General features: G+C 43.4%; 34 protein-coding genes. 32 read left to right on the top strand and 2 right to left on the bottom strand.

The features are described 5' to 3' along the window. Window positions 1-85 precede the first annotated feature (85 nt). Window positions 86-691 carry a vWA domain-containing protein gene (locus tag CRI9333_RS11300; RefSeq protein ID WP_015203302.1) on the bottom strand — a complete coding sequence of 202 codons (606 nt, stop codon included), beginning with the start codon at window positions 689-691 and terminating at the stop codon, window positions 86-88. A gap of 127 nt (window positions 692-818) precedes the next feature. Then, window positions 819-1,274 (bottom strand): NAD(P)H-quinone oxidoreductase subunit N, encoded by a 456-nt coding sequence (gene ndhN, locus CRI9333_RS11295; RefSeq protein ID WP_015203301.1) that lies wholly within the window; start codon window positions 1,272-1,274, stop codon window positions 819-821. A 613-nt stretch (window positions 1,275-1,887) separates the two neighbouring features. Between ndhN and rplC the strand changes: the two genes are divergently transcribed. From rplC to CRI9333_RS11140, 32 genes are all read left to right on the top strand, one after another. Further along, window positions 1,888-2,523 (top strand): 50S ribosomal protein L3, encoded by a 636-nt coding sequence (gene rplC, locus CRI9333_RS11290; protein ID WP_015203300.1) that lies wholly within the window; start codon window positions 1,888-1,890, stop codon window positions 2,521-2,523. Window positions 2,524-2,647: 124 nt separating this feature from the next. Next, the gene (gene rplD / locus CRI9333_RS11285; RefSeq protein ID WP_015203299.1) at window positions 2,648-3,280 is read left to right on the top strand and encodes a 50S ribosomal protein L4; all 633 of its coding nucleotides are present in this window, start codon (window positions 2,648-2,650) and stop codon (window positions 3,278-3,280) included. Then, window positions 3,273-3,575 carry a 50S ribosomal protein L23 gene (locus CRI9333_RS11280; protein WP_015203298.1) on the top strand — a complete coding sequence of 101 codons (303 nt, stop codon included), beginning with the start codon at window positions 3,273-3,275 and terminating at the stop codon, window positions 3,573-3,575. The genes rplD and CRI9333_RS11280 overlap by 8 nt, the downstream gene beginning before the upstream one ends. A gap of 93 nt (window positions 3,576-3,668) precedes the next feature. After that, a complete protein-coding gene (rplB, locus tag CRI9333_RS11275; RefSeq protein WP_015203297.1) occupies window positions 3,669-4,532 on the top strand; it encodes a 50S ribosomal protein L2 in 864 nt (287 codons plus the stop codon). 120 nt (window positions 4,533-4,652) lie between these two features. After that, window positions 4,653-4,931, top strand: coding sequence for a 30S ribosomal protein S19 (gene rpsS, locus CRI9333_RS11270; protein WP_015203296.1), 279 nt, complete (start codon window positions 4,653-4,655; stop codon window positions 4,929-4,931). Window positions 4,932-5,048: 117 nt separating this feature from the next. Then, window positions 5,049-5,408, top strand: a complete 360-nt coding sequence (gene rplV, locus CRI9333_RS11265) for a 50S ribosomal protein L22 (RefSeq protein WP_015203295.1) — start codon at window positions 5,049-5,051, stop codon at window positions 5,406-5,408. Between the two features lie 92 nt (window positions 5,409-5,500). Continuing rightward, complete coding sequence (gene rpsC / locus CRI9333_RS11260; RefSeq protein WP_015203294.1) at window positions 5,501-6,229, top strand: 30S ribosomal protein S3; 729 nt, start codon at window positions 5,501-5,503, stop codon at window positions 6,227-6,229. A gap of 103 nt (window positions 6,230-6,332) precedes the next feature. Beyond that, window positions 6,333-6,752 carry a 50S ribosomal protein L16 gene (rplP, locus tag CRI9333_RS11255; protein WP_015203293.1) on the top strand — a complete coding sequence of 140 codons (420 nt, stop codon included), beginning with the start codon at window positions 6,333-6,335 and terminating at the stop codon, window positions 6,750-6,752. Window positions 6,753-6,755: 3 nt separating this feature from the next. Then, entirely contained in the window at window positions 6,756-6,998 is a 243-nt protein-coding gene (rpmC, locus tag CRI9333_RS11250) for a 50S ribosomal protein L29 (RefSeq protein ID WP_015203292.1), read from the top strand. 19 nt (window positions 6,999-7,017) lie between these two features. Continuing rightward, window positions 7,018-7,269, top strand: coding sequence for a 30S ribosomal protein S17 (gene rpsQ, locus CRI9333_RS11245; protein ID WP_015203291.1), 252 nt, complete (start codon window positions 7,018-7,020; stop codon window positions 7,267-7,269). Between the two features lie 92 nt (window positions 7,270-7,361). Then, a complete protein-coding gene (gene rplN, locus CRI9333_RS11240; protein WP_015203290.1) occupies window positions 7,362-7,730 on the top strand; it encodes a 50S ribosomal protein L14 in 369 nt (122 codons plus the stop codon). Then, entirely contained in the window at window positions 7,731-8,105 is a 375-nt protein-coding gene (gene rplX, locus CRI9333_RS11235; protein WP_015203289.1) for a 50S ribosomal protein L24, read from the top strand. Between the two features lie 88 nt (window positions 8,106-8,193). Further along, the gene (rplE, locus tag CRI9333_RS11230) at window positions 8,194-8,739 is read left to right on the top strand and encodes a 50S ribosomal protein L5 (RefSeq protein WP_015203288.1); all 546 of its coding nucleotides are present in this window, start codon (window positions 8,194-8,196) and stop codon (window positions 8,737-8,739) included. Between the two features lie 25 nt (window positions 8,740-8,764). Continuing rightward, window positions 8,765-9,166: a 30S ribosomal protein S8 gene (gene rpsH, locus CRI9333_RS11225; protein WP_015203287.1), complete on the top strand. Its 402-nt coding sequence runs from the start codon at window positions 8,765-8,767 to the stop codon at window positions 9,164-9,166. Between the two features lie 84 nt (window positions 9,167-9,250). Then, window positions 9,251-9,790, top strand: a complete 540-nt coding sequence (gene rplF, locus CRI9333_RS11220) for a 50S ribosomal protein L6 (RefSeq protein WP_015203286.1) — start codon at window positions 9,251-9,253, stop codon at window positions 9,788-9,790. Between the two features lie 2 nt (window positions 9,791-9,792). After that, window positions 9,793-10,155: a 50S ribosomal protein L18 gene (gene rplR, locus CRI9333_RS11215; protein WP_015203285.1), complete on the top strand. Its 363-nt coding sequence runs from the start codon at window positions 9,793-9,795 to the stop codon at window positions 10,153-10,155. 38 nt (window positions 10,156-10,193) lie between these two features. After that, on the top strand, window positions 10,194-10,718 hold the full coding sequence (gene rpsE / locus CRI9333_RS11210; protein ID WP_015203284.1) for a 30S ribosomal protein S5: 525 nt from the start codon (window positions 10,194-10,196) through the stop codon (window positions 10,716-10,718). A gap of 286 nt (window positions 10,719-11,004) precedes the next feature. After that, the gene (gene rplO, locus CRI9333_RS11205) at window positions 11,005-11,448 is read left to right on the top strand and encodes a 50S ribosomal protein L15 (RefSeq protein WP_015203283.1); all 444 of its coding nucleotides are present in this window, start codon (window positions 11,005-11,007) and stop codon (window positions 11,446-11,448) included. 60 nt (window positions 11,449-11,508) lie between these two features. Then, complete coding sequence (gene secY, locus CRI9333_RS11200; RefSeq protein ID WP_015203282.1) at window positions 11,509-12,852, top strand: preprotein translocase subunit SecY; 1,344 nt, start codon at window positions 11,509-11,511, stop codon at window positions 12,850-12,852. A 124-nt stretch (window positions 12,853-12,976) separates the two neighbouring features. Then, window positions 12,977-13,531, top strand: a complete 555-nt coding sequence (locus CRI9333_RS11195) for an adenylate kinase (protein ID WP_041226019.1) — start codon at window positions 12,977-12,979, stop codon at window positions 13,529-13,531. A 204-nt stretch (window positions 13,532-13,735) separates the two neighbouring features. Continuing rightward, window positions 13,736-13,963: a translation initiation factor IF-1 gene (gene infA, locus CRI9333_RS11190; protein WP_015203280.1), complete on the top strand. Its 228-nt coding sequence runs from the start codon at window positions 13,736-13,738 to the stop codon at window positions 13,961-13,963. 119 nt (window positions 13,964-14,082) lie between these two features. Beyond that, entirely contained in the window at window positions 14,083-14,196 is a 114-nt protein-coding gene (gene rpmJ, locus CRI9333_RS25685; RefSeq protein WP_015203279.1) for a 50S ribosomal protein L36, read from the top strand. A gap of 61 nt (window positions 14,197-14,257) precedes the next feature. Beyond that, a complete protein-coding gene (gene rpsM / locus CRI9333_RS11185) occupies window positions 14,258-14,641 on the top strand; it encodes a 30S ribosomal protein S13 (RefSeq protein ID WP_015203278.1) in 384 nt (127 codons plus the stop codon). Window positions 14,642-14,711: 70 nt separating this feature from the next. Then, window positions 14,712-15,104, top strand: coding sequence for a 30S ribosomal protein S11 (gene rpsK / locus CRI9333_RS11180; protein ID WP_015203277.1), 393 nt, complete (start codon window positions 14,712-14,714; stop codon window positions 15,102-15,104). 170 nt (window positions 15,105-15,274) lie between these two features. Further along, a complete protein-coding gene (locus CRI9333_RS11175; RefSeq protein ID WP_041226594.1) occupies window positions 15,275-16,243 on the top strand; it encodes a DNA-directed RNA polymerase subunit alpha in 969 nt (322 codons plus the stop codon). 50 nt (window positions 16,244-16,293) lie between these two features. Beyond that, a complete protein-coding gene (gene rplQ, locus CRI9333_RS11170) occupies window positions 16,294-16,644 on the top strand; it encodes a 50S ribosomal protein L17 (RefSeq protein WP_015203275.1) in 351 nt (116 codons plus the stop codon). Window positions 16,645-16,663: 19 nt separating this feature from the next. Continuing rightward, complete coding sequence (gene truA, locus CRI9333_RS11165) at window positions 16,664-17,515, top strand: tRNA pseudouridine(38-40) synthase TruA (RefSeq protein ID WP_015203274.1); 852 nt, start codon at window positions 16,664-16,666, stop codon at window positions 17,513-17,515. Window positions 17,516-17,601: 86 nt separating this feature from the next. After that, window positions 17,602-18,057, top strand: a complete 456-nt coding sequence (rplM, locus tag CRI9333_RS11160) for a 50S ribosomal protein L13 (protein ID WP_015203273.1) — start codon at window positions 17,602-17,604, stop codon at window positions 18,055-18,057. Continuing rightward, the gene (gene rpsI, locus CRI9333_RS11155; RefSeq protein WP_015203272.1) at window positions 18,057-18,470 is read left to right on the top strand and encodes a 30S ribosomal protein S9; all 414 of its coding nucleotides are present in this window, start codon (window positions 18,057-18,059) and stop codon (window positions 18,468-18,470) included. Before rplM ends, rpsI begins: the two co-directional genes overlap by 1 nt. Window positions 18,471-18,606: 136 nt before the next feature. Then, window positions 18,607-18,855: a 50S ribosomal protein L31 gene (gene rpmE, locus CRI9333_RS11150; protein WP_015203271.1), complete on the top strand. Its 249-nt coding sequence runs from the start codon at window positions 18,607-18,609 to the stop codon at window positions 18,853-18,855. A gap of 148 nt (window positions 18,856-19,003) precedes the next feature. After that, window positions 19,004-20,113: a peptide chain release factor 1 gene (prfA, locus tag CRI9333_RS11145; RefSeq protein WP_015203270.1), complete on the top strand. Its 1,110-nt coding sequence runs from the start codon at window positions 19,004-19,006 to the stop codon at window positions 20,111-20,113. Between the two features lie 372 nt (window positions 20,114-20,485). Then, complete coding sequence (locus tag CRI9333_RS11140; RefSeq protein ID WP_015203269.1) at window positions 20,486-22,180, top strand: ABC-F family ATP-binding cassette domain-containing protein; 1,695 nt, start codon at window positions 20,486-20,488, stop codon at window positions 22,178-22,180. The last annotated feature ends 123 nt before the right edge of the window (window positions 22,181-22,303 follow it).

The following is a 22,303-nucleotide window of genomic DNA, read 5'->3' as shown; positions in this document are numbered from 1 at the left end:
TCAAGATTAGGGGAATGCGATCGCAAATCATCTCATACACTATTCTCATCCTAATGAAGCGAAGATACTGCATAACTTAAGCAATTTAGTCAACGATCGCATTTAACAAAACTTCTCTTAACGTCATATCTTCCATATCATCAATCGTTACAGTATCAACAATATCAAACTTCGCACCAGCACTTTGCAACTCATCATCTAATACTTTCAAAAATCGAGTTGCATCACTATCATTACCAACTTGAATAAAAGAAATAGCTAATTCTTCATCACGATCCATCTTTCGCGATGCTTCTATAATTACCTTCATAACAGCTTTGCGATCGTCTGGTTCGCCATCTGTTACTACTAAAATTGTTTCTCCATTTTGCTTAGTTTGACGCGCTGTTTTTCGTTGAAAGTAACTATTAATTGCATCTGTCAACACACCTGCTAAGTCAGTGCGCCCAGAAGGTTCGTTTTCTTGGAAAATTTGAGTAACTTTATTAGCAGTTACATTATCGTAGCGTTTGAAACGACCTGAAAATAGGTAAAGAGTTATCCCATCTGGATCAAACTCTTCACATTTACTCGCGATCGCCAGCGTAGACTCTTGCATCACATTCCAGCGACTTTTCCCCCCAGGCTGGTCTTTAATCGACATACTGCCACTTTTGTCGATAATTAAGGTATAATCACGATTTTCTAGCATGAAAATATTCCTTCTTAGCTTTATATTCTTTAAAGGTATCAAACCTTAGAACTTAAGCTAGGAAGTTGTACAGATAAAATAATAGTTTTTTCAGCTAAAACCAGTAGCGATCGCACTTAGAGTTAGCTTAGGCAGAAACCAAAGTATTTTGTAAAGGCTTCCAACTAAAAACGCGATCGCCTCCAAGTTCCAAAACTACTTTTACCTTCGGTTCTAAATTAGGTAAATTTACCAAAAACTCCCGCTCTTGGCTAGAAAGCACCTGTCCATCTACAATCCAAAGAACTAATCCCTTGGAATGTGGGGGTAACTGCTCTAATTGAGAATTTACTATCGGCGGAACATAAAAAACACGGATATCCTTCTTACCTAAATGAGGGGGACGAACACCATGAACACCCGTTAAATACATAGCCAAGTCACCCAGCCCTCGCGCTTCCAAACGGTAAGTAACATAACCAGCAGCCCGTAAACGGCGCTGATAACGTCCCTCAAATCCCCCCTCTAACGGCGCATAAACTCCCACAGCACCTGACTTTTGTAAATCACGAATGAAGGCTTTACCAGTTGTGATCAGTGCCATAAAATAACATCCTCACCGCGCTTTAAGTTTTGTTAATCGTTGCTGAGGATTAATTATAGTTGTCTAGCGACTGCCCATCAACTGTGTATGAAAATAATTAGTTTGATTAGGACTAGACAATTGTAAAGATTTAGTTTATATTGTTTGATCGTGGTCAAAATTTCTGGCTGCTAAAGCCACTGAAGTTGGTAATTAGGTAGAGTGAGTATTTAACCTCAAGCTTTTGGTGAAAGATACCATTAATATTGGCTATCCGTAATCTACAGGCAAAAATTGTGATAAATCTCTCGTCTGAGCCTGGGTTAATTAGCCCGAAAGACACTCTCACCCAAATACCCAATTCAGTTTTTGCAAAGCTGCCTCGATGGGATACTAAGTAGCTTGCTACTTAAGTCCACACGAGATATAGCAGCTAACATAGCTTGTGTCAGACTTTTATAGTCGCTTCGCTAATTATCTAGCAAAGCTAGACTGGAGAGAAGATTGCCCCTGACCTAGTTAGGGGTAGATATTTCTGTCGGTGGCGACACAGCTAATTGCAAAACTGCGGATTCTTCCGCTAATTTTAATCCGTATTTAAATGTAGTTTCTCAAAAGGGGAGACTCTAACCCAGTGTCTGTAGGTATTCTTGGCACCAAACTCGGCATGACCCAAGTGTTTGACGAAGCAGGTAAAGCAATTCCTGTCACCGTCGTTCAAGCAGGTCCATGCACTGTCACACAAGTCAAAACTAAGGAAACAGATGGCTATACTGCCATCCAACTTGGCTACAAACAAGTAAGAGAAAAAACGCTAAGTAAGCCAGAATTAGGGCATTTAGCGAAATCAGGCGCAGCACCATTGCGCCATTTACAGGAGTATCGTCTAGACGATGCCTCTAACTTTCAACTTGGTCAAGAACTGAAGGCAGACCTCTTCAGTAACGGTGAAGTTGTAGACGTAATTGGCACCAGTATTGGTCGTGGCTTTGCTGGTTATCAAAAACGCCACAACTTTAAACGTGGTCCAATGTCGCACGGTTCCAAAAACCATCGACAACCAGGTTCAATTGGTCCAGGTACTACACCTGGTCGTGTTTATCCTGGTAAAAAAATGGCAGGGCGTTTAGGTGGTGTACAGGTAACTATTCGCAAGTTGACCGTAGTGCGCGTAGATGCAGAACGCAATTTGTTACTGATCAAAGGAGCAGTTCCAGGAAAACCTGGTGCATTGCTAAACATTGTGCCTGAGAACAAGGTAGGTCGTTAATAGCTGTCTGTTAATCAGTCGTCAGTGGTCAGTTAGCTGGCTGTTCGATTTTTACAAAGAAAGCAAGCGATCAAAGCTGATGGCTAATATCTGATAGCTGATAGCTATTTGGGGGAGAAAAAATATGGTTAACTGTGTAGTGCGTAATTGGCAAGGAGAAGAAGTCTCAGAGGCAACACTCGAATTAAGAGTTGCTAAAGAAGACAACGCATCTCATATTGTCCATAGAGCCTTGGTTAGGCAAATGACCAATGCTCGTCAAGGTACGGCTAGCACGAAAACTAGAGCAGAAGTTAGAGGCGGTGGACGGAAACCCTGGAGACAAAAGGGAACAGGCCGCGCCCGTGCTGGTTCTATTCGTTCGCCATTGTGGCGTGGTGGTGGCGTAATTTTTGGACCTAAACCCAGAGATTATGACCTCAAAATGAACCGTAAAGAATTACGTCTAGCACTCAAAACGGCTTTAATGAGCCGGACTGAAGACTTGATCGTAGTTGAAGACTTTGCCGACAAGTTGGCTAGACCAAAAACAAAAGAATTATTAGAAGCGATCGCCCGTTGGGGAGTATCTCTAGACGCGAAAATCTTGCTGATCGTCTCTCAGTCTGAAGAAAACGTTAATTTGTCAGCTAGAAATGTAGCTAACCTGAAGTTAATTCCAGTTAACAACTTAAACGTTTATGACTTGCTAGCGGCTGACAACATTGTAGCCACAGCATCCGCACTTGCAAAAATCCAGGAGGTTTACAGTGACTAGAGTTAGCCCCCGCGACCTGCCAGATTTAGTGCGGTGTCCGATTGTCACCGAAAAAGCGACACAGCTACTAGAGCAGAACAAGTACGTTTTTGATGTCGTTCCCAAAGCGACTAAGCCAGACATTAAAGCAGCAATTGAAAGTTTGTTTGATGTTAAGGTTACAAGCGTAAACACTCTCCATAAACCACCTAAAAAGCGTCGTGTAGGCAAATTTTTAGGATATAAACCACATTACAAGCGAGCAATTGTAACTCTCGCTGAGGGAGATTCAATCACCCTGTTCCCAGAGGTTTAATCTTTAAACTGAGTAAATCTAACCAGATTACCTCACGTCAACCAAGCCCAATTTTTAAATTGGTAGCTTTTAATCCCCAATTCGCAATCAGTTATGGGTACTCGTTCTTATCGGCCATATACGCCAGGAACTCGTGAGCGGATCGTCTCAGATTTTGCTGAGATTACGCGCAGTGAGCCGGAAAAATCACTAACTAAGTTTGAACATCGCGCTAAAGGTCGCAATAATCGTGGTGTAATTACCAGCCGCCGTCGCGGTGGTGGTCACAAACGCCTTTATCGTCAAATTGACTTTCGTCGGGATAAGCACAATATCCCCGCCAAAGTAGCCTCTATTGAATACGATCCCAACCGTAACGCTCGGATCGCCCTTCTCTATTATCAAGATGGAGAAAAGCGGTATATTCTGCATCCTGCGGGATTGGAAGTCGGTACACTTATTGTTTCTGGCGCTGATGCTGCCATTGAAATTGGTAATGCTTTACCGCTATCCAAAATTCCTTTAGGAACCACAGTTCATAATGTGGAATTGCACGCAGGCAAAGGTGGACAAATCGTTCGCGCTGCTGGTGCTTCTGCTCAAGTCGTGGCTAAAGAAGGGGACTATGTTACTCTCAAGCTACCTTCTAGTGAAGTCAGATTGATACGCAAAGAGTGCTATGCCACCATTGGACAAGTTGGCAATGCTGATCTTAGAAACCTAAGTGCTGGTAAAGCAGGTTGGAATCGCTGGAAAGGTCGCCGCCCGAAAGTCAGAGGTAGCGTAATGAACCCAGTGGATCACCCGCATGGTGGTGGTGAAGGTAGGGCTCCTATTGGAAGAAGTGGACCTGTAACACCTTGGGGTAAACCCACATTGGGCTACAAAACACGCAATCCCAAGAAAGCAAGCAATTCTCTGATTGTCCGCCGTCGTCGTAAATCTTCTAAGCGCGGTCGTGGTGGTCGCCAATCTTAATAGTTTTGAGTTGAGAATTGTGAGTATTGAAGTTAAAGAGGTATTCTCTAAAATTCAAAACTCAAAATTTAAAACTCACGATTTAACTGAAGAAACTAGCTAAGAATTCAAAGTATAACTATGGGTCGTTCTCTTAAAAAAGGTCCCTTTATTGCGGATCATCTGCTGACAAAAATTGAAAAGCTCAACGCCAAAGGCGAAAAACAAGTGATCAAAACTTGGTCACGTGCTTCAACAGTTTTGCCCCAGATGGTAGGACACACGATCGCCGTTCATAACGGTCGTCAGCACGTACCTGTTTTTCTCAATGAGCAAATGGTAGGTCATAAGTTGGGTGAATTCGCTCCAACTCGCACCTTTAGAGGACACTCTAAGAGTGATAAAAAGGCAGGTCGATAAAATTAGCAATTAGCGATTAGTGATTAGCATAAAGTGAATCTTGATATTAAACAATTTTGAGATGCAACTAATTTAATAACAGCTAAAAACTAACAGCTAACAGCTTAAGGAGAAACTATGGCAGTTAAAAATACTGAAGAAGTAAAAGCGATCGCTCGTTACATTCGCATATCCCCTTTTAAGGTGCGCCGAGTTCTCGATCAAATTCGCGGACGCTCATACAGAGAAGCCCTAATCATTTTAGAGTTTATGCCTTACCGGGCTTGCGAACCCGTGCTGAACGTTCTACGTTCTGCTGTTGCCAACGCCGAACACAACGCTAATCTTGATCCAGCCAAGCTAGTAGTATCTCAAGCTTTTGCAGACCAAGGGCCAGCACTAAAACGCTTTCGTCCACGCGCTCAAGGCAGAGCTTATAAAATTCGCAAGCCAACCTGTCACATCACTGTAGCTGTGGCAGAACTAAACGATAAATAGTTTAGTTCTTAGTTTTGAGACGATTGTTTGCTCTTCAAACAGTTTTCATCTAATAACTAACAACTAAAAATTTTGGATTAGAGGAAGTATTTGTGGGACAGAAAATTCATCCAGTTGGTTTTAGGCTAGGAATTACCCAAGAGCATCGCTCTAGGTGGTTCGCCGATGCCAAGCATTATCCAGAATTGCTTCAAGAAGACCATAAAATTCGGCAGTATGTCGAAAAAACCTTAAGCAATGCTGGAATTTCTCAAGTAAGAATTGAGCGTAAAGCGGATCAAATTGAGTTAGAAGTACATACAGCTAGACCAGGGGTTGTAGTTGGTCGTGGTGGTACAGGTATTGAGTCATTGCGTACTGGCTTGCAAACCGCATTGGGTGGAAATCGCTCTATTCGGATCAACGTTGTAGAAGTTGCCCGCGTAGATGCTGAAGCTGGACTAATTGGTGAGTACATTGCTCAACAACTTGAACGCCGTGTATCTTTCCGCCGAGTTGTTAGACAAGCAATTCAACGCGCTCAACGGGCTGAAGTTCAAGGTATTAAAATCCAGGTAAGTGGTCGCTTAAACGGTGCAGAAATTGCCCGTACCGAATGGACTCGTGAAGGTCGTGTGCCTTTGCACACCTTACGCGCTGACATCGACTATGCTTATCGCACTGCTAAAACCATTTATGGAATTTTAGGAGTCAAAGTCTGGATATTTAAAGGGGAAATTATCCCTGGTCAGGAAGATCAAGCAGCAGCTAACACGGCTCAACCTAAACGTCGCCAACAGCGTCGTCGCCAGCAATTTGAAGACCGCTCTAGTGAAGGATGAGTTTTAAATAATCAAAAATGAAAACAGACGACTAATTGCTGTTTGTTTCCATACCTGATTAGTGATTCATGTTTCATAATTCGTACCTCACACTTTCCTCGTCATGTTAAGTCCTAGAAGAACGAAATTTCGCAAACAACAGCGTGGGCGGATGGAAGGTCTAGCCACTCGCGGTAGCACGTTGAATTTTGGCGACTTTGGGCTTCAGGCTGTAGAACCAGCTTGGATTACTTCTCGCCAAATTGAAGCAAGCCGTCGTGCCATGAACCGCTATCTGCGTCGGGGTGGCAAAATTTGGATTCGGATATTTCCTGATAAACCAGTCACAATGCGCCCAGCCGAAACCCGTATGGGTTCTGGTAAAGGCTCACCTGAGTTTTGGGTGGCCGTTGTCAAGCCAGGGCGGATTATGTTTGAAATCAATGGCGTTCCCGAAGCCACTGCCCGTGAGGCTATGCGTTTGGCTTCTCATAAGTTGCCAATTAAAACAAAATTTATTTCTCGTGAAGAAGGGAGCGTCTGAGTAATGCCTCTACCAAAAGTAGCAGATGCTAGAAAATTAAACGATCAAGAACTGCTAGATGAAATTGTAGCGGTCAAGCGGCAACTGTTTGAGTTGCGGTTCCAACAAGCAACTCGACGTTTGGAAAAGCCACACCAGTTTAATCATGCCCGCCACAGACTAGCTCAATTGATGACTGTGGAACATGAGCGCAAACTGGCTCATGCCCAAACGACCAGTGCTGACTCAGAACCGTCACAGGTCTAATTATTGAGGAGTAGGTGACATGGCAGTAAAAGAACGAGTTGGTTTAGTTGTCAGCGACAAAATGGATAAAACCGTTGTAGTGGCAATAGAAAACCGCTCATCCCATACTAAGTATGGAAAAATAGTAGTCCGTACAAAGCGATATAAAGCTCACGACGAAGAAAACAAGTGCAAAGAAGGCGATCGGGTTCGGATTCAAGAAACCCGCCCACTCAGCCGCACTAAACGTTGGGTCGTTGCTGAAATCCTGAACAGCACATCTCAATCCTAAATAGCTGGCGTGCTGTTAGCTGTTAGCAGTTAGCTAATTGCTAATCACTAATCGCTCTCTACTAACAACTAACAACTGTAAGGAAGATAACAATGATTCAACAAGAGTCTTATCTAAATGTGGCGGATAATAGTGGCGCACGTAAATTGATGTGCATCCGCGTATTAGGTTCTGGTAATAGGCGTTACGGTGGCGTAGGCGATGTGATCATTGCTGTCGTTAAGGATGCCATTCCCAACATGGCGGTGAAAAAGTCAGACGTAGTTAGAGCAGTGATTGTTCGGACTAAAAAGACTATGCGCCGCGAAAGTGGCATGAGTATTCGCTTTGACGATAATGCTGCTGTGCTGATCAACCCTGAAGGTAATCCTAGAGGGACACGGGTATTTGGTCCCGTAGCGCGTGAACTACGCGACAAAAACTTTACTAAAATCGTTTCTCTGGCTCCAGAGGTACTTTAAATGGCAAATACTATGGGCAAAGGCGCTAAAAAAGGTGCCAAGAATCTACCTCTGCATTCTAAAATGCACGTAAAAAAAGGTGATACTGTTCAAGTAATTTCTGGGCGGAACAAAGGGAAAGTCGGCGAAATTATCAAATCACTTCCCCAACTTAGCCAAGTAGTTGTTAAAGGGGTAAACGTTAAAACTAAGCACGTTAAACCCCAACAAGAAGGAGAGTCTGGTCAAATCGTCACTTTTGAAGGACCAATTCACAGTTCAAATGTGATGCTTTATTCGACTAAACAAAAAGTAGCCAGCCGCGTCTGTTATACATTTACTGAAGATGGACGCAAAGTAAGAATGCTGAAAAAAACTGGTGAAATTATTGATTAGTAGTTAGCCTTAACTAACAGCTAAAAGCTAAAAGCAGGAAATTAATTAAGTTCCTGACCAAGCCCAGGAACGACTAGGATACACAATCATGGCACAACGACTAAAAACCCAGTATCAAGAGACTATAGTACCCAAGCTGATGGAACAGTTTGGTTACGCAAATATCCATCAAGTACCTAAATTAATCAAGGTTACAGTTAATAGAGGTCTTGGGGAGGCATCTTCTAACGCTAAGGCGCTGGAATCTTCTTTGAGTGAAATTGCGCTGATTACTGGTCAAAAACCAGTGGTAACGCGAGCTAAAAAAGCGATCGCAGCTTTTAAACTCCGCCAAGGTATGCCTGTTGGAGTTATGGTGACACTGCGATCAGACCGGATGTATGCCTTTGTAGATCGATTAATTAATCTAGCACTGCCTAGAATTAGGGACTTTCGAGGCATTAGTCCCAAAAGCTTTGATGGGCGCGGAAACTATAGCTTAGGCATTAGAGAACAGCTAATTTTTCCTGAAGTAGAATACGACAGAATCGATCAAATTCGCGGCATGGATATTTCCATTATTACTACAGCAAATACCGACGAAGAGGGCCGCGCCTTACTCAAAGAAATGGGAATGCCCTTCCGGGATAGTTAAGGCAGTTTCAATTAAAGAGGCAAAAATGGCGGCTAACGACACAATTGCAGATATGCTAACTCGCATTCGGAATGCGAATCTTGCACGGCATCAAACAACAGAAATACCAGCTACAAAAATGACCCGTAGTATTGCCAAAGTCTTGAAAGATGAAGGCTTTATTACTGAATTTGAAGAAGCGGGCGAAGGCGTTAAGAAAAACCTGGTGGTTTCCTTAAAATATAAGGGCAAAAACCGTCAACCAATTGTTACAGCGTTAAAGCGAATCAGCAAACCAGGGTTGCGTGTTTACTCAAATCGTAAAGACCTACCCCGTGTGTTGGGCGGTATTGGCATCGCAATTATTTCTACCTCCAGTGGCATTATGACTGACCGCGAAGCGCGTCGTCAGGGACTGGGTGGAGAAGTGCTTTGTTATGTATGGTAAATCTCAGCACTCAGAAGTCAGAAATCAAACTAACTTTTCTGAATTCTTTTTTCTGGGTTCTGAATTTTTAAGGAGTAAGCATTCATGTCTCGGATTGGCAAGCGCCCCATTAATATTCCTGGTAAAGTGACGGTGGCGATTGAAGGTCAGCACGTCGGAGTTAAAGGACCAAAAGGTGAACTATCCAGGGTTTTGCCTGCTGAAGTCACAGTAGAGCAGGAAGGGGACACTCTTGTAGTAAAGCGACGCAATGAGTCACGACCCGCTCGTCAACTTCACGGTTTGTCTCGTACCTTAGTTGCCAATATGGTAGATGGGGTATCCGAAGGCTTTCAAAAGCGTTTAGAAATCCAAGGGGTTGGTTATAGGGCGCAAGTTCAAGGTCGTAACCTGATTTTGAACGTAGGTTATAGCAAGCCTGTAGAAATTACACCTCCTGATGGTATTCAGGTAGCTGTAGAAAATAACACTAACGTCGTTGTCAGTGGCATTGATAAAGAAGTTGTGGGAAATACAGCAGCTAAAATTCGTGATATCCGCCCACCAGAACCTTACAAAGGTAAAGGCATTCGCTATGCCGGAGAAGTAGTCAGACGTAAAGCTGGAAAGGCAGGTAAGAAGTAGAGATGAAATTAACTCGTAAAGAATCAGTACGTCGCCGCCATAAGCGGGTGCGCCGCCAGATAACTGGAACTTCAGAACGACCACGTTTAGCTGTTTTTCGTTCTAATCAGCACATTTATGTGCAGGTGATTGACGATACCCAGCAACATACTTTAGCTGCTGCGTCAACTGTAGAACCAGATCTCAAGTCAGCATTAGCATCGAGTGCAAATTCTCAAGCTGCTTCTGAAGTCGGCAAGTTAATTGCACAACGAGCCTTAGCAAAAGGTATTCAACAAGTAGTCTTCGATCGCGGCGGTAATTTGTATCACGGTCGTGTAAAAGCTTTGGCAGATGCGGCTCGTGAAGGCGGATTAGAGTTCTAAAGAAGCTAGTTGTAATTTAAATGGTTTAGGAAAAAACTATGGCAAAAGAACGTCGCAAAAGCAGTCGTGCGAAGGAAAAAGAAATAACCTTCCAAGAGAGGGTTATTCAAATTCGCCGCGTCAGCAAGGTCGTCAAAGGAGGCAAAAAACTGAGCTTCCGTGCGATCGTAGTTGTTGGCAATGAGCGCGGTCAAGTAGGCGTTGGAGTAGGTAAAGCCAGCGACGTTATTGGAGCAGTTCGCAAAGGTGTTGCTGACGGTAAAAAGCACTTGATTGATGTTCCCTTAACCAAAGCTAATTCTATTCCCCATCCCATTAATGGGACTGGTGGAGGCGCTAAGGTAATGATGCGACCAGCAGCACCTGGTACGGGTGTAATTGCTGGTGGAGCAGTACGTACAGTGCTGGAATTATCTGGCGTGCGTAACATCTTAGCAAAGCAACTGGGTTCTAATAATCCTTTGAATAATGCTAGAGCCGCTGTTAATGCCTTGTCTACTTTGCGTACATTGTCAGAAGTAGCTGAAGAAAGAGGCATACCTCTAGAAAACCTCTACGCCTAATAATCGCGCTTGCTAACAGCTTTATACTAAACAGGACGGGACACTCAGACCTATCTTAATTGTTAGGTGAGTAGAGATTTTAAACACATTAAACTCTACAAAAATTACCATTTGACGGACGAAAATCAACGCTTTTAGAGGTAGCGTTGCCGCCACTATCTGAGAATTTAAGGCGCGAAGTCGGGCAACCAAACCGCGCAGTCTCGCCCAATCATCCCCGTTACTAAAAGCGTGTGGGGATCATTTAAATAACTAACTTGCGTTGTCAGTAGTTTAGGTCAAGAACATGAGACTATCAGATGCCAAGCCTAAAAAAGGCTCAAAAAAACGTCCTCGCCGAATTGGTCGGGGTATTGCCGCAGGTCAAGGTGCTAGCGGTGGTTTCGGGATGCGTGGTCAAAAATCGCGCTCAGGTCGCAGTACTAGACCTGGTTTTGAAGGTGGACAAATGCCTTTGTATCGGCGTTTGCCTAAATTAAAGCACTTTACCGTTATAAATCGTAAACATTACACTACGATCAACGTAGGTAAGCTGGCATCACTTCCTGCAAACAGTGAGGTTACTTTAATTTCTCTTACCGAAGCTAAAATTGTCACGAGCAACAAAGAACCTCTGAAAATTTTAGGTGATGGGGAATTGAACGTAGCACTCCATGTTAAAGCCTCCGCTTTCACAACTGGCGCTCGTACTAAAATCGAAGCTGCTGGTGGAACTTGCGAAGTTATCTAAAGCTACTCAGATTGAGCATGGTGGATGCCAGCGCCCGCACAAGCGTAGAGGTAGGATTTCATGGTCGTTAGTCGAGACAAAGCCCCAACTGCTCAAGAAACCTTTATGCAGATGGCTCAAGCGGCTGGCCTTAGAGGTCGGCTGCTGGTCACTATCGGTCTGCTAATTTTGGTTCGCCTTGGTGTTCATATACCCATACCAGGTATTGACAGGGCTAGGTTTGCTCAAGATATTCAAAATAGCCCAGTAATTGGGTTTTTAGACATTTTCTCTGGTGGCGGAATTTCGGCAGTAGGAATTTTTGCTTTAGGGATTTTGCCTTATATTAATGCCTCCATCATTCTGCAATTATTAACTGCTGCTCTTCCATATTTGGAAAATTTGCAGAAAAATGAAGGGGAAGCTGGGCGTAGAAAGATTTCTCAAATTACCCGTATTGTATCCTTGGTATGGGCTTTGGTTCAAAGTATTGGCATTTCGTTGTGGGTACAGCGTTATGCCACTGGAAGTGGTGGCTTGATATTCGTCGCTCAAACTGCTTTAGCTCTCACCGCAGGCTCGATGTTTGTGATGTGGGTGTCAGAGTTAGTTACTGAGCGTGGGATTGGTAACGGTGCATCTCTGCTGATTTTTATCAACATTGTTTCTGTTTTACCACGTTCGCTGGGGCAAACTTTAGAACTTGCTCAAACTGGCGATCGCGAAATTCTTGGTAGAGTAATTATCCTGCTGTTAGTCTTCTTGGTGATGATTGTCGGCATTGTGTTTGTTCAAGAAGGAACACGCAGAATTCCAATTATATCGGCACGTAGGCAAGTAGGTCGTCGTCTTTACCGAGAACGTACCAGTTATCTCCCGCTAAGACTAAATCAAGGCGGGGTAATGCCGATTATATTTGCATCGGCAGTATTAGTTTTACCAGCTTCTTTGGCTCAATTTACCCAAAATAGTGCTAACAACCCGTTCTTGGGAGGTTTGCATCAATTCTTCAACCAAGCTGCTAATTATCTCAGCCCAACTGGTCAAACACCTTGGTTGTATGTAGCTTTTTATGTGTTCCTAATTGTTTTCTTCAGCTATTTCTACGCCTCCTTGATTATTAATCCAGTGGATATGTCCCAAAACCTGAAAAAAATGGGAGCTAGTATTCCTGGAGTTCGTCCTGGTACTACAACTAGCGACTACATTGAGCGGGTTTTAAATAGGCTGACTTTGCTAGGAGCGATTTTTCTAGGATTGGTCGCGATCGTTCCCACAGCCGTTGAAAGTACCATTGGTGTCACAACATTTAAAGGATTGGGAGCGACATCTTTGCTGATTATTGTAGGGGTTGCAATTGATACAGCAAAGCAAATTCAAACTTATGTCATCTCTCAAAGATATGAAGGGATGGTGAAGCAGTAATTTAATTTTTGCTGCAAAATTAGTTTTTGTCCTTGTTCAGTTGTTAAGTAGGAGGGCGCATCAGGCAATAAAAATTTCCAGATATTTTTGACTGGGAATTTTTTAGTTGGTGTGCATAATTTTAGTGGCACGATTGATTTTTTTGGGAGCGCCAGGGGCAGGGAAAGGCACTCAAGCCAAAATTTTGGCTGAGGTTTGTGGAATTCCTCATATTTCAACGGGTGATATTTTAAGATCTGCGATCGCAGAATCATCGCCACTTGGTCAACAAGCACAATCCTATATGGATAAAGGCGATTTGGTTCCAGATGCTCTCATCCTAGATATCATCCGTGAACGTCTCAGTCAAACCGATGCCCAAAACGGTTGGATTCTAGACGGCTTTCCTAGAAATGTTAGTCAAGCATCTTTTTTAGATGACTTACTACAAGAAATGAACCAAGTTTCAGATAAAGCCGTTAATCTGGAAGTTCCTGATGATGTGCTAGTCGTTCGTCTGCTGGGGCGCGGACGCAGTGATGATAATGAAGAAACTATTAGGAGACGTTTGGAAGTTTATCGTAACCAAACGGCTCCTTTGATTGATTTCTACAGCAACCGTCAAGCTTTAGTTTCTATTGATGGCGATCGCACTCAGCAAGAAGTCACCGAAGCACTCAAGCAGATAGTTAATCCTTAACTGATTGATGGCAGTAGGAATCAAAGCTTAGTTTTACAAATAGGAACAGAGAGAAGCTTATGGCTTTCTCTCTGTTCTTTGTTGGTAAATTTTTGATAAAATATGTAAATTACCTCTTGACTAACACTCCCCTTAACAGAGTGGTTTTCAACTGGTAACAGCTAATAATTATTTAGCAACTGGCAACATTGAGGTAAAAAGGACTTGGCTAAACAAGATTTAATCGAAATGGAAGGCACTGTGACTGAATCACTGCCTAACGCGATGTTCAGAGTTGATTTAGACAATGGTTTTAATGTTTTAGCTCATATCTCTGGCAAAATCCGTCGTAATTACATCAAAATTTTGCCAGGCGATCGGGTGAAAGTAGAATTGACTCCCTATGATTTAACTAAAGGCAGAATTACTTATCGTCTTCGTAATAAAAAGTAACGTTGCTGAATTGCTGATAGCAATAGAGAAATTTGTTTCAATTAAATATTGGAAGCTAAAATTGCTTTAATTGTACAGAAGTGTTATAATCTAGAGCTTGCAGTGTTGCCCAAATAGGCATGAAAGTTCGAGCATCCGTCCGAAAAATATGTGATAAATGCCGCGTCATCCGTCGTCGCGGTCGAGTCATGGTCATCTGTTCTAATCCAAAACACAAACAACGGCAGGGATAACCCACCGAGCCGGTACAAACAGCACTTATAGCACAAATGTATAACTAGGGAGAAAAAAAGCGTGGCACGGATTGCTGGAGTAGACCTTCCGCGTGATAAGCGTGTCGAAATTGGTCTGACTTATATCTATGGAATCGGGCTATCGCGGTCGCAGGAGATTTTGACAAAAACAGGAGTTAATCCTGATACACGAGTCAAAGACTTATCTGATGCGGAAGTTGCTTCTCTGCGCGAGTCCATAGAAAAAGACTATCAAATTGAAGGGGATCTCAGGCGCTGGGAGGCAATGAACATCAAGCGCCTGATCGACATTGGTAGCTATCGTGGTCGCCGTCATCGTATGGGATTACCAGTACGAGGTCAGCGAACCCGCACCAATGCCAGAACCCGTCGGGGACGGCGTAGTACCGTTGCTGGGAAGAAAAAGGCACCAGGCAAGAAATAAATAATTGCTTAATTGCTTGATGGATCAATTCCAACTTAATTACCACTTCACTATTGTCAAATAGACAGTCATGGCTCGACAACCTAAAAAAACAGGTGCAAAGAAGCAAAAACGCAACGTACCAAACGGAGTAGCTTACATCCAGTCAACCTTTAACAACACGATCATCACAATCGCTGATAACGGTGGAGATGTTATTTCTTGGGCATCTTCTGGTTCTAGCGGATTCAAAGGCGCTAAAAAAGGAACACCATTTGCGGCTCAGACGGCTGCTGAAGGTGCAGCCCGTCGTGCAATGGATCAAGGAATGCGCCAAATTGAGGTGATGGTTAGTGGCCCAGGTGCAGGTAGAGAAACCGCAATTCGGTCGCTTCAAGGCTCAGGGCTGGAAATAACTCTAATTCGCGATGTTACGCCGATTCCTCATAACGGCTGCCGTCCTCCCAAGCGACGTAGAGTCTAAATAAATATTTCTTTTGTCTAAAGAAATTTAGGTAAGCGTTAATTGGCTATTGATCAGCAATGCTCAAAAATGCCAATAAAGCTTGCGCTCGTAAAATCCGCATCCTCAAACAGACATTGTTGCATTTGAGCAAAGCTGAGGAAGGCTGGATATTGCTGTTTAGGGGTTTTATGAACAAGGGAGGTCACTCCGTGGCGCAATTTCAGATTGAGTGTGTAGAGTCAAAAACGGAGAAGAATCAGAGCCAATATAGCAAGTTTGTCTTGGAGCCTCTCGAACGAGGTCAAGGCACAACCGTAGGCAATGCCCTGAGACGGGTGCTGCTATCAAACTTGGAAGGAGCAGCCGTAACAGCCGTGCGGATTGCTGGTGTAAATCATGAATTTGCCACCATTCCAGGGGTACGGGAAGATGTGCTGGAAATTTTGCTGAACATGAAGGAAATAGCCCTCAAAAGCTATACATCTCAGCCGCAAATCGCTCGGCTGAATGTACAGGGTCCAGCAAGAGTTATGGCTGCTCAGTTTGATCTGCCCTCAGAAGTTGAAATTGTCGATCCTAACCAATACGTTGCCACCTTGGCGGACAACGCACGGTTGGAAATGGAGTTTCGGATAGAAAAGGGTAAAGGCTACAGATCTATTGATCGAAGTCGTGATGAGGCAGCAGTTGTAGACTTTCTTCAGATTGACGCTGTATTCATGCCAGTACAGAAGGTGAACTACAGCGTTGAGGATGCCCGTATTGATGGCTCTCTTGATAAAGATCGGTTGCTGTTAGAAATTTGGACTAATGGCAGTCTCAGCCCTCAAGAAGCTCTCAGTGAAGCAGCCAGGATGCTGGTAGATTTGTTCAGCCCCCTAAAAGATATCAGTCTGGAGTCAATCAAAGACGATTATCAGGCTGATGAAGATCCCACCAGTCAGATCCCCATTGAAGAATTGCAGCTATCAGTAAGGGCATACAACTGCCTGAAGCGGGCGCAAATTAACTCTGTAGCTGATTTACTGGATTATACCCAGGAAGATTTGCTAGAGATTAAGAACTTTGGGCAAAAGTCTGCTGAAGAAGTAATCGAAGCTTTGCAAAAACGTTTAGGAATTATGCTACCACACGAAAAATCAGCAAAGCCTAGCTGATAGTTTTGGTAGTAAATTCATTTTTTAGGAGTGTATAAAAGAGGTGCAAAATGCGTCACAGGTGTCGTGTTGATAAACTCGGCAAGCCCGCTGACCAGCGTCGCGCTCTATTAAGGGCGCTGGCAACTGAGTTAATTCGTCATGGACGGATTCAAACAACTAAAACAAGGGCAAAGGCTGTTCGCTCAGAAGTAGAAAAGATGGTGACGTTGGCTAAAGATGGTTCTTTATCTGCACGTCGCCAAGCTTTGGGCTATATATATGACAAACAGTTAGTTCACGCTTTGTTTGAGCAAGTCGGTACTCGCTATAGCGATCGCAATGGTGGATACACCCGTATTGCCAGAACAGTGCGTCGCCGTGGAGATAATGCCGAAATGGCAATCATTGAGCTAGTTTGATCTAGCTGAAATTTCTTTCATGTCGGAAAGTCTGCCCTTATCAACCCAGCGAGTTGCTCTGGTAATTCAATACCTGGGCACTCATTTTCATGGATGGCAGAGACAAGCTCACGGGCGTACTGTTCAAGAAGAAATTGAAACAGTACTTTCTGAGCTACTCAATAAATCTGTGACTTTACATGGTGCTGGTCGCACTGATACAGGTGTCCATGCAGCAGGACAAGTCGCACATTTTGATGCTACAGGCCCGATCCCAGCAGAACGCTGGGCTGCTATTCTCAACAGCAGATTGCCCCAGGATATTTTGATTCGGGGTTCAGCAGCAGTGCCTCCCACCTGGCACGCTCGTTTTAGTGCCAGTTGGCGACGGTATAGATATATCATTTATACCGACCCCAAACCTAATTTGTTTGTGAGGCAATTCAGTTGGCATTATTATCATGCGCCCTTGGATGAATCGTTGATCCAGGCTGCTTTAGACCCAATGATTGGTTACAAGCATTTAGCAGCTTTCCATCGAGCGAATTCAGGGCGATCGCATTCCTGGGTAGATGTTCAGGAAGTACAATGCCAACGGATGGGGCCATTTATTCATATTGAAATTCAAGCCAGTGGATTTTTGTATGGCATGGTGCGGCTACTGGTGGGAATGCTAGTGCAAGTTGGCGCAAAAGAGCGATCGCCAGAAGATTTTACTCAAATTTGGGTAGAAGAACACCGCAATCAAGTCAAATACGCAGCACCAGCAAAGGGTCTATGCTTGTTGCGCGTTGGCTATCCAGAGTCGCCGTTTCCACCAGAAGTTTGGTTTGATACCCAGCCAAAATTTCTTTTGCCTACGACCACCCCAACAGAATACTGCCTGATCTAAATGTTTGAGAGTTGGAAGCTAAAACGTTTGATCGTTTCTATCCAACTTGCCGACCTGAAGATCCCCCTTAAAGATCAACAAAAGCCATGAACAAAACTTTTCTTCCCTCTGTCAACACCCTTGAACAAAAATGGTATGTAGTAGATGCTGCTGACCAGCGTTTGGGGCGTTTAGCTAGTGAAATCGCCATGATTTTGAGAGGTAAAAACAAACCTACTTATACCCCTCACATGGATACTGGCGACTTCGTGATTGTTCTAAATGCTGAAAAAGTCGCCGTCACTGGTAAAAAACGTACTCAAAAAGTTTATCGCCGCCATTCTGGACGACCAGGCGGGATGAAAACCGAAACGTTTGCCAAATTACAAGCGCGTATACCAGAAAGAATTATTGAAGAAGCAGTGCGCGGAATGCTGCCTAAAAATTCATTAGGACGGCAACTATTCACGAAACTGAAAGTTTATGAGGGTTCTACCCATCCTCATGCAGCGCAACAGCCCCAAGAACTCAAAATTAATACTATTCCAGGAGGTCAAGACTAATGCAAGCAACAGATCAAAGCGGTCGCGCTGTTTATTGGGGTACTGGTCGCCGTAAGTCATCAGTCGCAAGAGTGAGATTAGTTCCAGGTAGCGGTCAAATGATCATTAATGGTCGCCCTGGAGAACAATACTTCCAGTTCAACAGCAATTATATTTCAGCAGCAAAAGCTCCCCTAGAAACGCTAGGGCTAGAAAATGAGTATGACATTTTAGTTAATGCTCATGGCGGCGGTTTAACTGGACAATCTGACTCCGTGCGTTTAGGAGTAGCCAGAGCTTTATGTGAACTAGACCCAGATAACCGCAAGCCTTTAAAAACTGAAGGCTACTTAACTCGTGACCCTAGAGCAACAGAGCGGAAGAAATACGGCTTGCATAAAGCTCGTAAAGCTCCTCAATACTCCAAGCGTTAATCACCACAACATTACAACCATCAGCTTTTTGTCTGTTGGTTAGTTATGGAAGTAGGGGCGCAAGCTAAACTTACCCCTACTGATGGGGTAAAAGTTAGAATTTGTATAACAGAAAAACTGTCAAAAAGAGGAAACGATGGCTAAATCAGATATTCATCCACAGTGGTATCCAGAAGCAAAGGTATTTTGTAACGGTCAATTAGTAATGACTGTTGGTTCGACTAAGCCAGAATTGCACGTTGATGTTTGGTCTGGCAACCATCCTTTCTTCACAGGAACACAAAAAATTATTGATACAGAAGGGCGAGTTGAACGCTTTATGAAAAAATATGGGATGTTTGAAGAGCAAGCTCCAGCAACAGATTCTGGCTCAACAGATCAGTAGTGTGGTCAGAATTGAATTATACAAACGTATTCATTAGCGTTGAATGTTACTTAGTCCGTAGTAAATAGCAGCGGACTAAGTGATAGATTCCCCACACTATTTTTAAGGAGCAATATTTGCTCCCCCCACTTTACCGGAATGCACTGTCATGGCTGAAGCTTACCTGCTAGAAAAACTCAAATCTGTTGAGCAGACATTTCATGAGTTAACCCGCCGTCTGGGTGATCCAGATATTGCCACTTCTCCTAATGAGATGCAACGAGTAGCAAAGGCTCGTGCGTCTTTGGAAGAGGTTGTCAATACTTATGAAATTTGGAAAAAAACTCAAGATGATTTGGTAGGCGCACGGCAGGTACTCAAAGAAGCCGCGAGCGATCGCGAAATGCACGAAATGGCAGCCTTAGAAGTTGAAGAACTAGAGGCGAATGTACAGGAGTTAGAAAAACGCCTGACAATCTTGCTGTTACCTCGCGATCCTAATGATGACAAAAACATCATGTTGGAAATCCGGGCTGGTACGGGTGGCGATGAGGCGAGTATCTGGGCTGGCGATTTAGTACGGATGTACTCACGCTATGCTGAAAACCAAAACTGGAAAGTCAAGCTGGTGAGCGAGTCACTAGCTGAGATGGGCGGCTTTAAAGAAGCTGTTTTAGAAATTCAAGGCGATCAGGTTTATAGTAAATTGAAGTTTGAAGCGGGTGTCCATCGCGTGCAGCGAGTGCCAGTAACGGAAGCTGGAGGAAGGGTTCACACCTCAACCGCGACAGTAGCAATAATGCCTGAAGTTGATGAAGTAGAAATTCATATTGATCCGAAAGATATTGAAATGAGTACTGCTAGGTCTGGCGGTGCTGGTGGTCAAAACGTTAACAAGGTAGAAACAGCAGCAGATTTGTTTCACAAACCTACAGGAATTCGGATTTTCTGTACGGAAGAGCGTAGCCAGTTGCAAAATAAAGAACGGGCAATGCAAATTCTCCGTGCTAAGTTGTATGAGATGAAGCTACGGGAACAGCAGGAAGAGGTTACGTCACTGAGGCGTACTCAAGTGGGTACAGGGTCACGCTCTGAAAAAATCCGCACTTATAATTACAAAGATAACCGTGCTACTGATCATCGCTTGGGTCAAAACTTTTCCCTAAATACGGTTTTAGAAGGAGATATAGACTTAATTATTCAAGCTTGTATCTCTGAGGATCAGCAGGAACGTTTAGCTGAATTGGCAGCTTCTACTTCTAACGCTACTTCTGTATGATTGACTTTTGCTTTTAATTGTGATATAAGCATTTAATTGAATTTGGTATCTGCAAGCGAAGGCTTAGTTAAGCTTCGCTTTTTTTGTAATGACTTTACGCTTTTATCTGGTAAATGTATTCTTTCTAGCAACTGCACAATGGCTGTTTTTATATTTGACACAAGCAAGCCGTGATGTACAACCTTTCTTAAATAGTGTGTTTAGAACAATATCAGATGAATGATCCAAAAAAAGGGGTAATTCCAGCGTGATTGCCCCTACATAGAATTAATTTTTGTTAAGATTAACTCGACTACTGCGATCGCCATACTCGCCTACCTCTGAATCTGGCGTTCGACTTCCCCTGCTTTTAGCTTCCCTGGAGATCAATTAATGTTGCGGCTTGAACATATCAGTAAAATTTACCCGACTGGCGAAGTCCTCAAAGACGTTAACTGGGAAGTCAAACCAGGCGATCGCATTGGTTTAGTCGGAGTTAACGGTGCAGGTAAATCCACCCAACTCAAAATTATTGCTGGAGAAATGGAACCTACTAGCGGAGAAATTATTCGTCCTGCTAGTTTACATATAGCTTACCTCACCCAAGAATTTGAAGTAGACCCTACCCGCACTGTTAAAGAAGAATTTTGGCGGGCTTTTGGGGAAGCAAACCAAGCGCATGAAGCGTTGATGCAAGTGCATCGAGATCTGGAAACTGCTACACCAGAAAAATTAGATCAGCTTATCCACAAGATGGATAAGTTACAAAGGCAGTTTGAGGGGTTGAATGGTTACGGCTTAGAAGCACAAATTGATAAAATTCTGCCAGAACTAGGGTTTGAACTAGAAGATGGCGATCGCCTTGTTAGCGCATTTAGTGGTGGCTGGCAAATGCGGATGAGTTTAGGTAAAATCCTCCTCCAAAAACCTGACTTATTACTATTAGACGAACCTACAAACCATCTAGACTTAGAAACTATTGAGTGGTTAGAAAACTACCTGAAAGGTTTAACTACTCCAATGGTAATAGTTTCCCATGACCGAGAGTTTTTAGATCGACTTTGTACCCAAATTGTAGAAACAGAACGGGGTGTTTCTGCAACTTATTTAGGTAATTATTCAGCTTATTTACAACAAAAAGCAGAAGCGCAAGAAGCACAACTTAGTGCTTACGAACGTCAACAAAAAGAATTAGAAAAACAGCAAACATTCGTTGATCGCTTCCGCGCCAGTGCTACCCGCAGTACGCAGGCAAAAAGCCGTGAGAAACAACTAGATAAAATTGAACGCATTGAAGCACCAACTGGTGGCTTGAGAACCCTGCACTTTCGTTTCCCTCCAGCACCTCGGAGTGGGCGTGAGGTAGTGGTAATTAAAGATTTAGTACATACTTACGATGACAAAATTCTGTTTTTAGGGACAGATTTACTAATTGAAAGAGGCGATCGCATTGCCTTTCTTGGACCTAACGGATGCGGTAAATCCACCTTGTTACGCATGATTATGGGTTTGGAACCCTTCGCAGAAGGCACAGTTGAATTAGGCAACCATAACGTAATTCCTGGCTATTTTGAGCAAAATCAAGCCGAAGCATTAGACTTAGAAAAAACCGTCATGGAAACAATTCATGATGAAGTTCCTGACTGGAAAAATGAAGAAGTCCGTACTTTATTAGGAAGGTTTCTCTTTAGTGGAGATACAGTATATAAAAAGGTTGTGGCATTAAGCGGTGGAGAAAAAGCACGTTTAGCATTAGCTAAAATGCTATTACGTCCGGCAAATTTGATAATTCTGGATGAACCGACAAACCATTTAGATATCCCTGCCAAAGAAATGCTAGAAGAAGCATTAAAAAATTATGATGGCACAGCGATCATAGTTTCTCACGACCGCTATTTTATCTCTCAAGTTGCCAACAAAATTGTGGAAATTCGAGATGGTGAATTCAGGGTTTATCTCGGTGATTATCACTATTATCTAGATAAAATAGCTGAGGAAAAAGAACAAGCCAAATTAGCTGCGATCGCGGCTGAGAAAGCTGCTAAAAAAGCGGCTAAAGCTACCAAGCAAGCTGCCAAGGGCAAATAAAGCCGAGGATGTGCAGAATTAGGATTAGGTGTAAATGTTCATTTACTCCCTTCCCGCGCTCAAGATTACCGATTATATTTTTTTTCTTCCTTGGCGTTCTTTGCGTCTTGGCGGTTTTTTAAA

The organism is Crinalium epipsammum PCC 9333 (assembly GCF_000317495.1).
GTDB lineage: Bacteria > Cyanobacteriota > Cyanobacteriia > Cyanobacteriales > PCC-9333 > Crinalium > Crinalium epipsammum.
The sequence above is the reverse complement of the archived record's forward strand: the minus strand, read 5'-3'. Positions and strand labels throughout refer to the sequence as shown.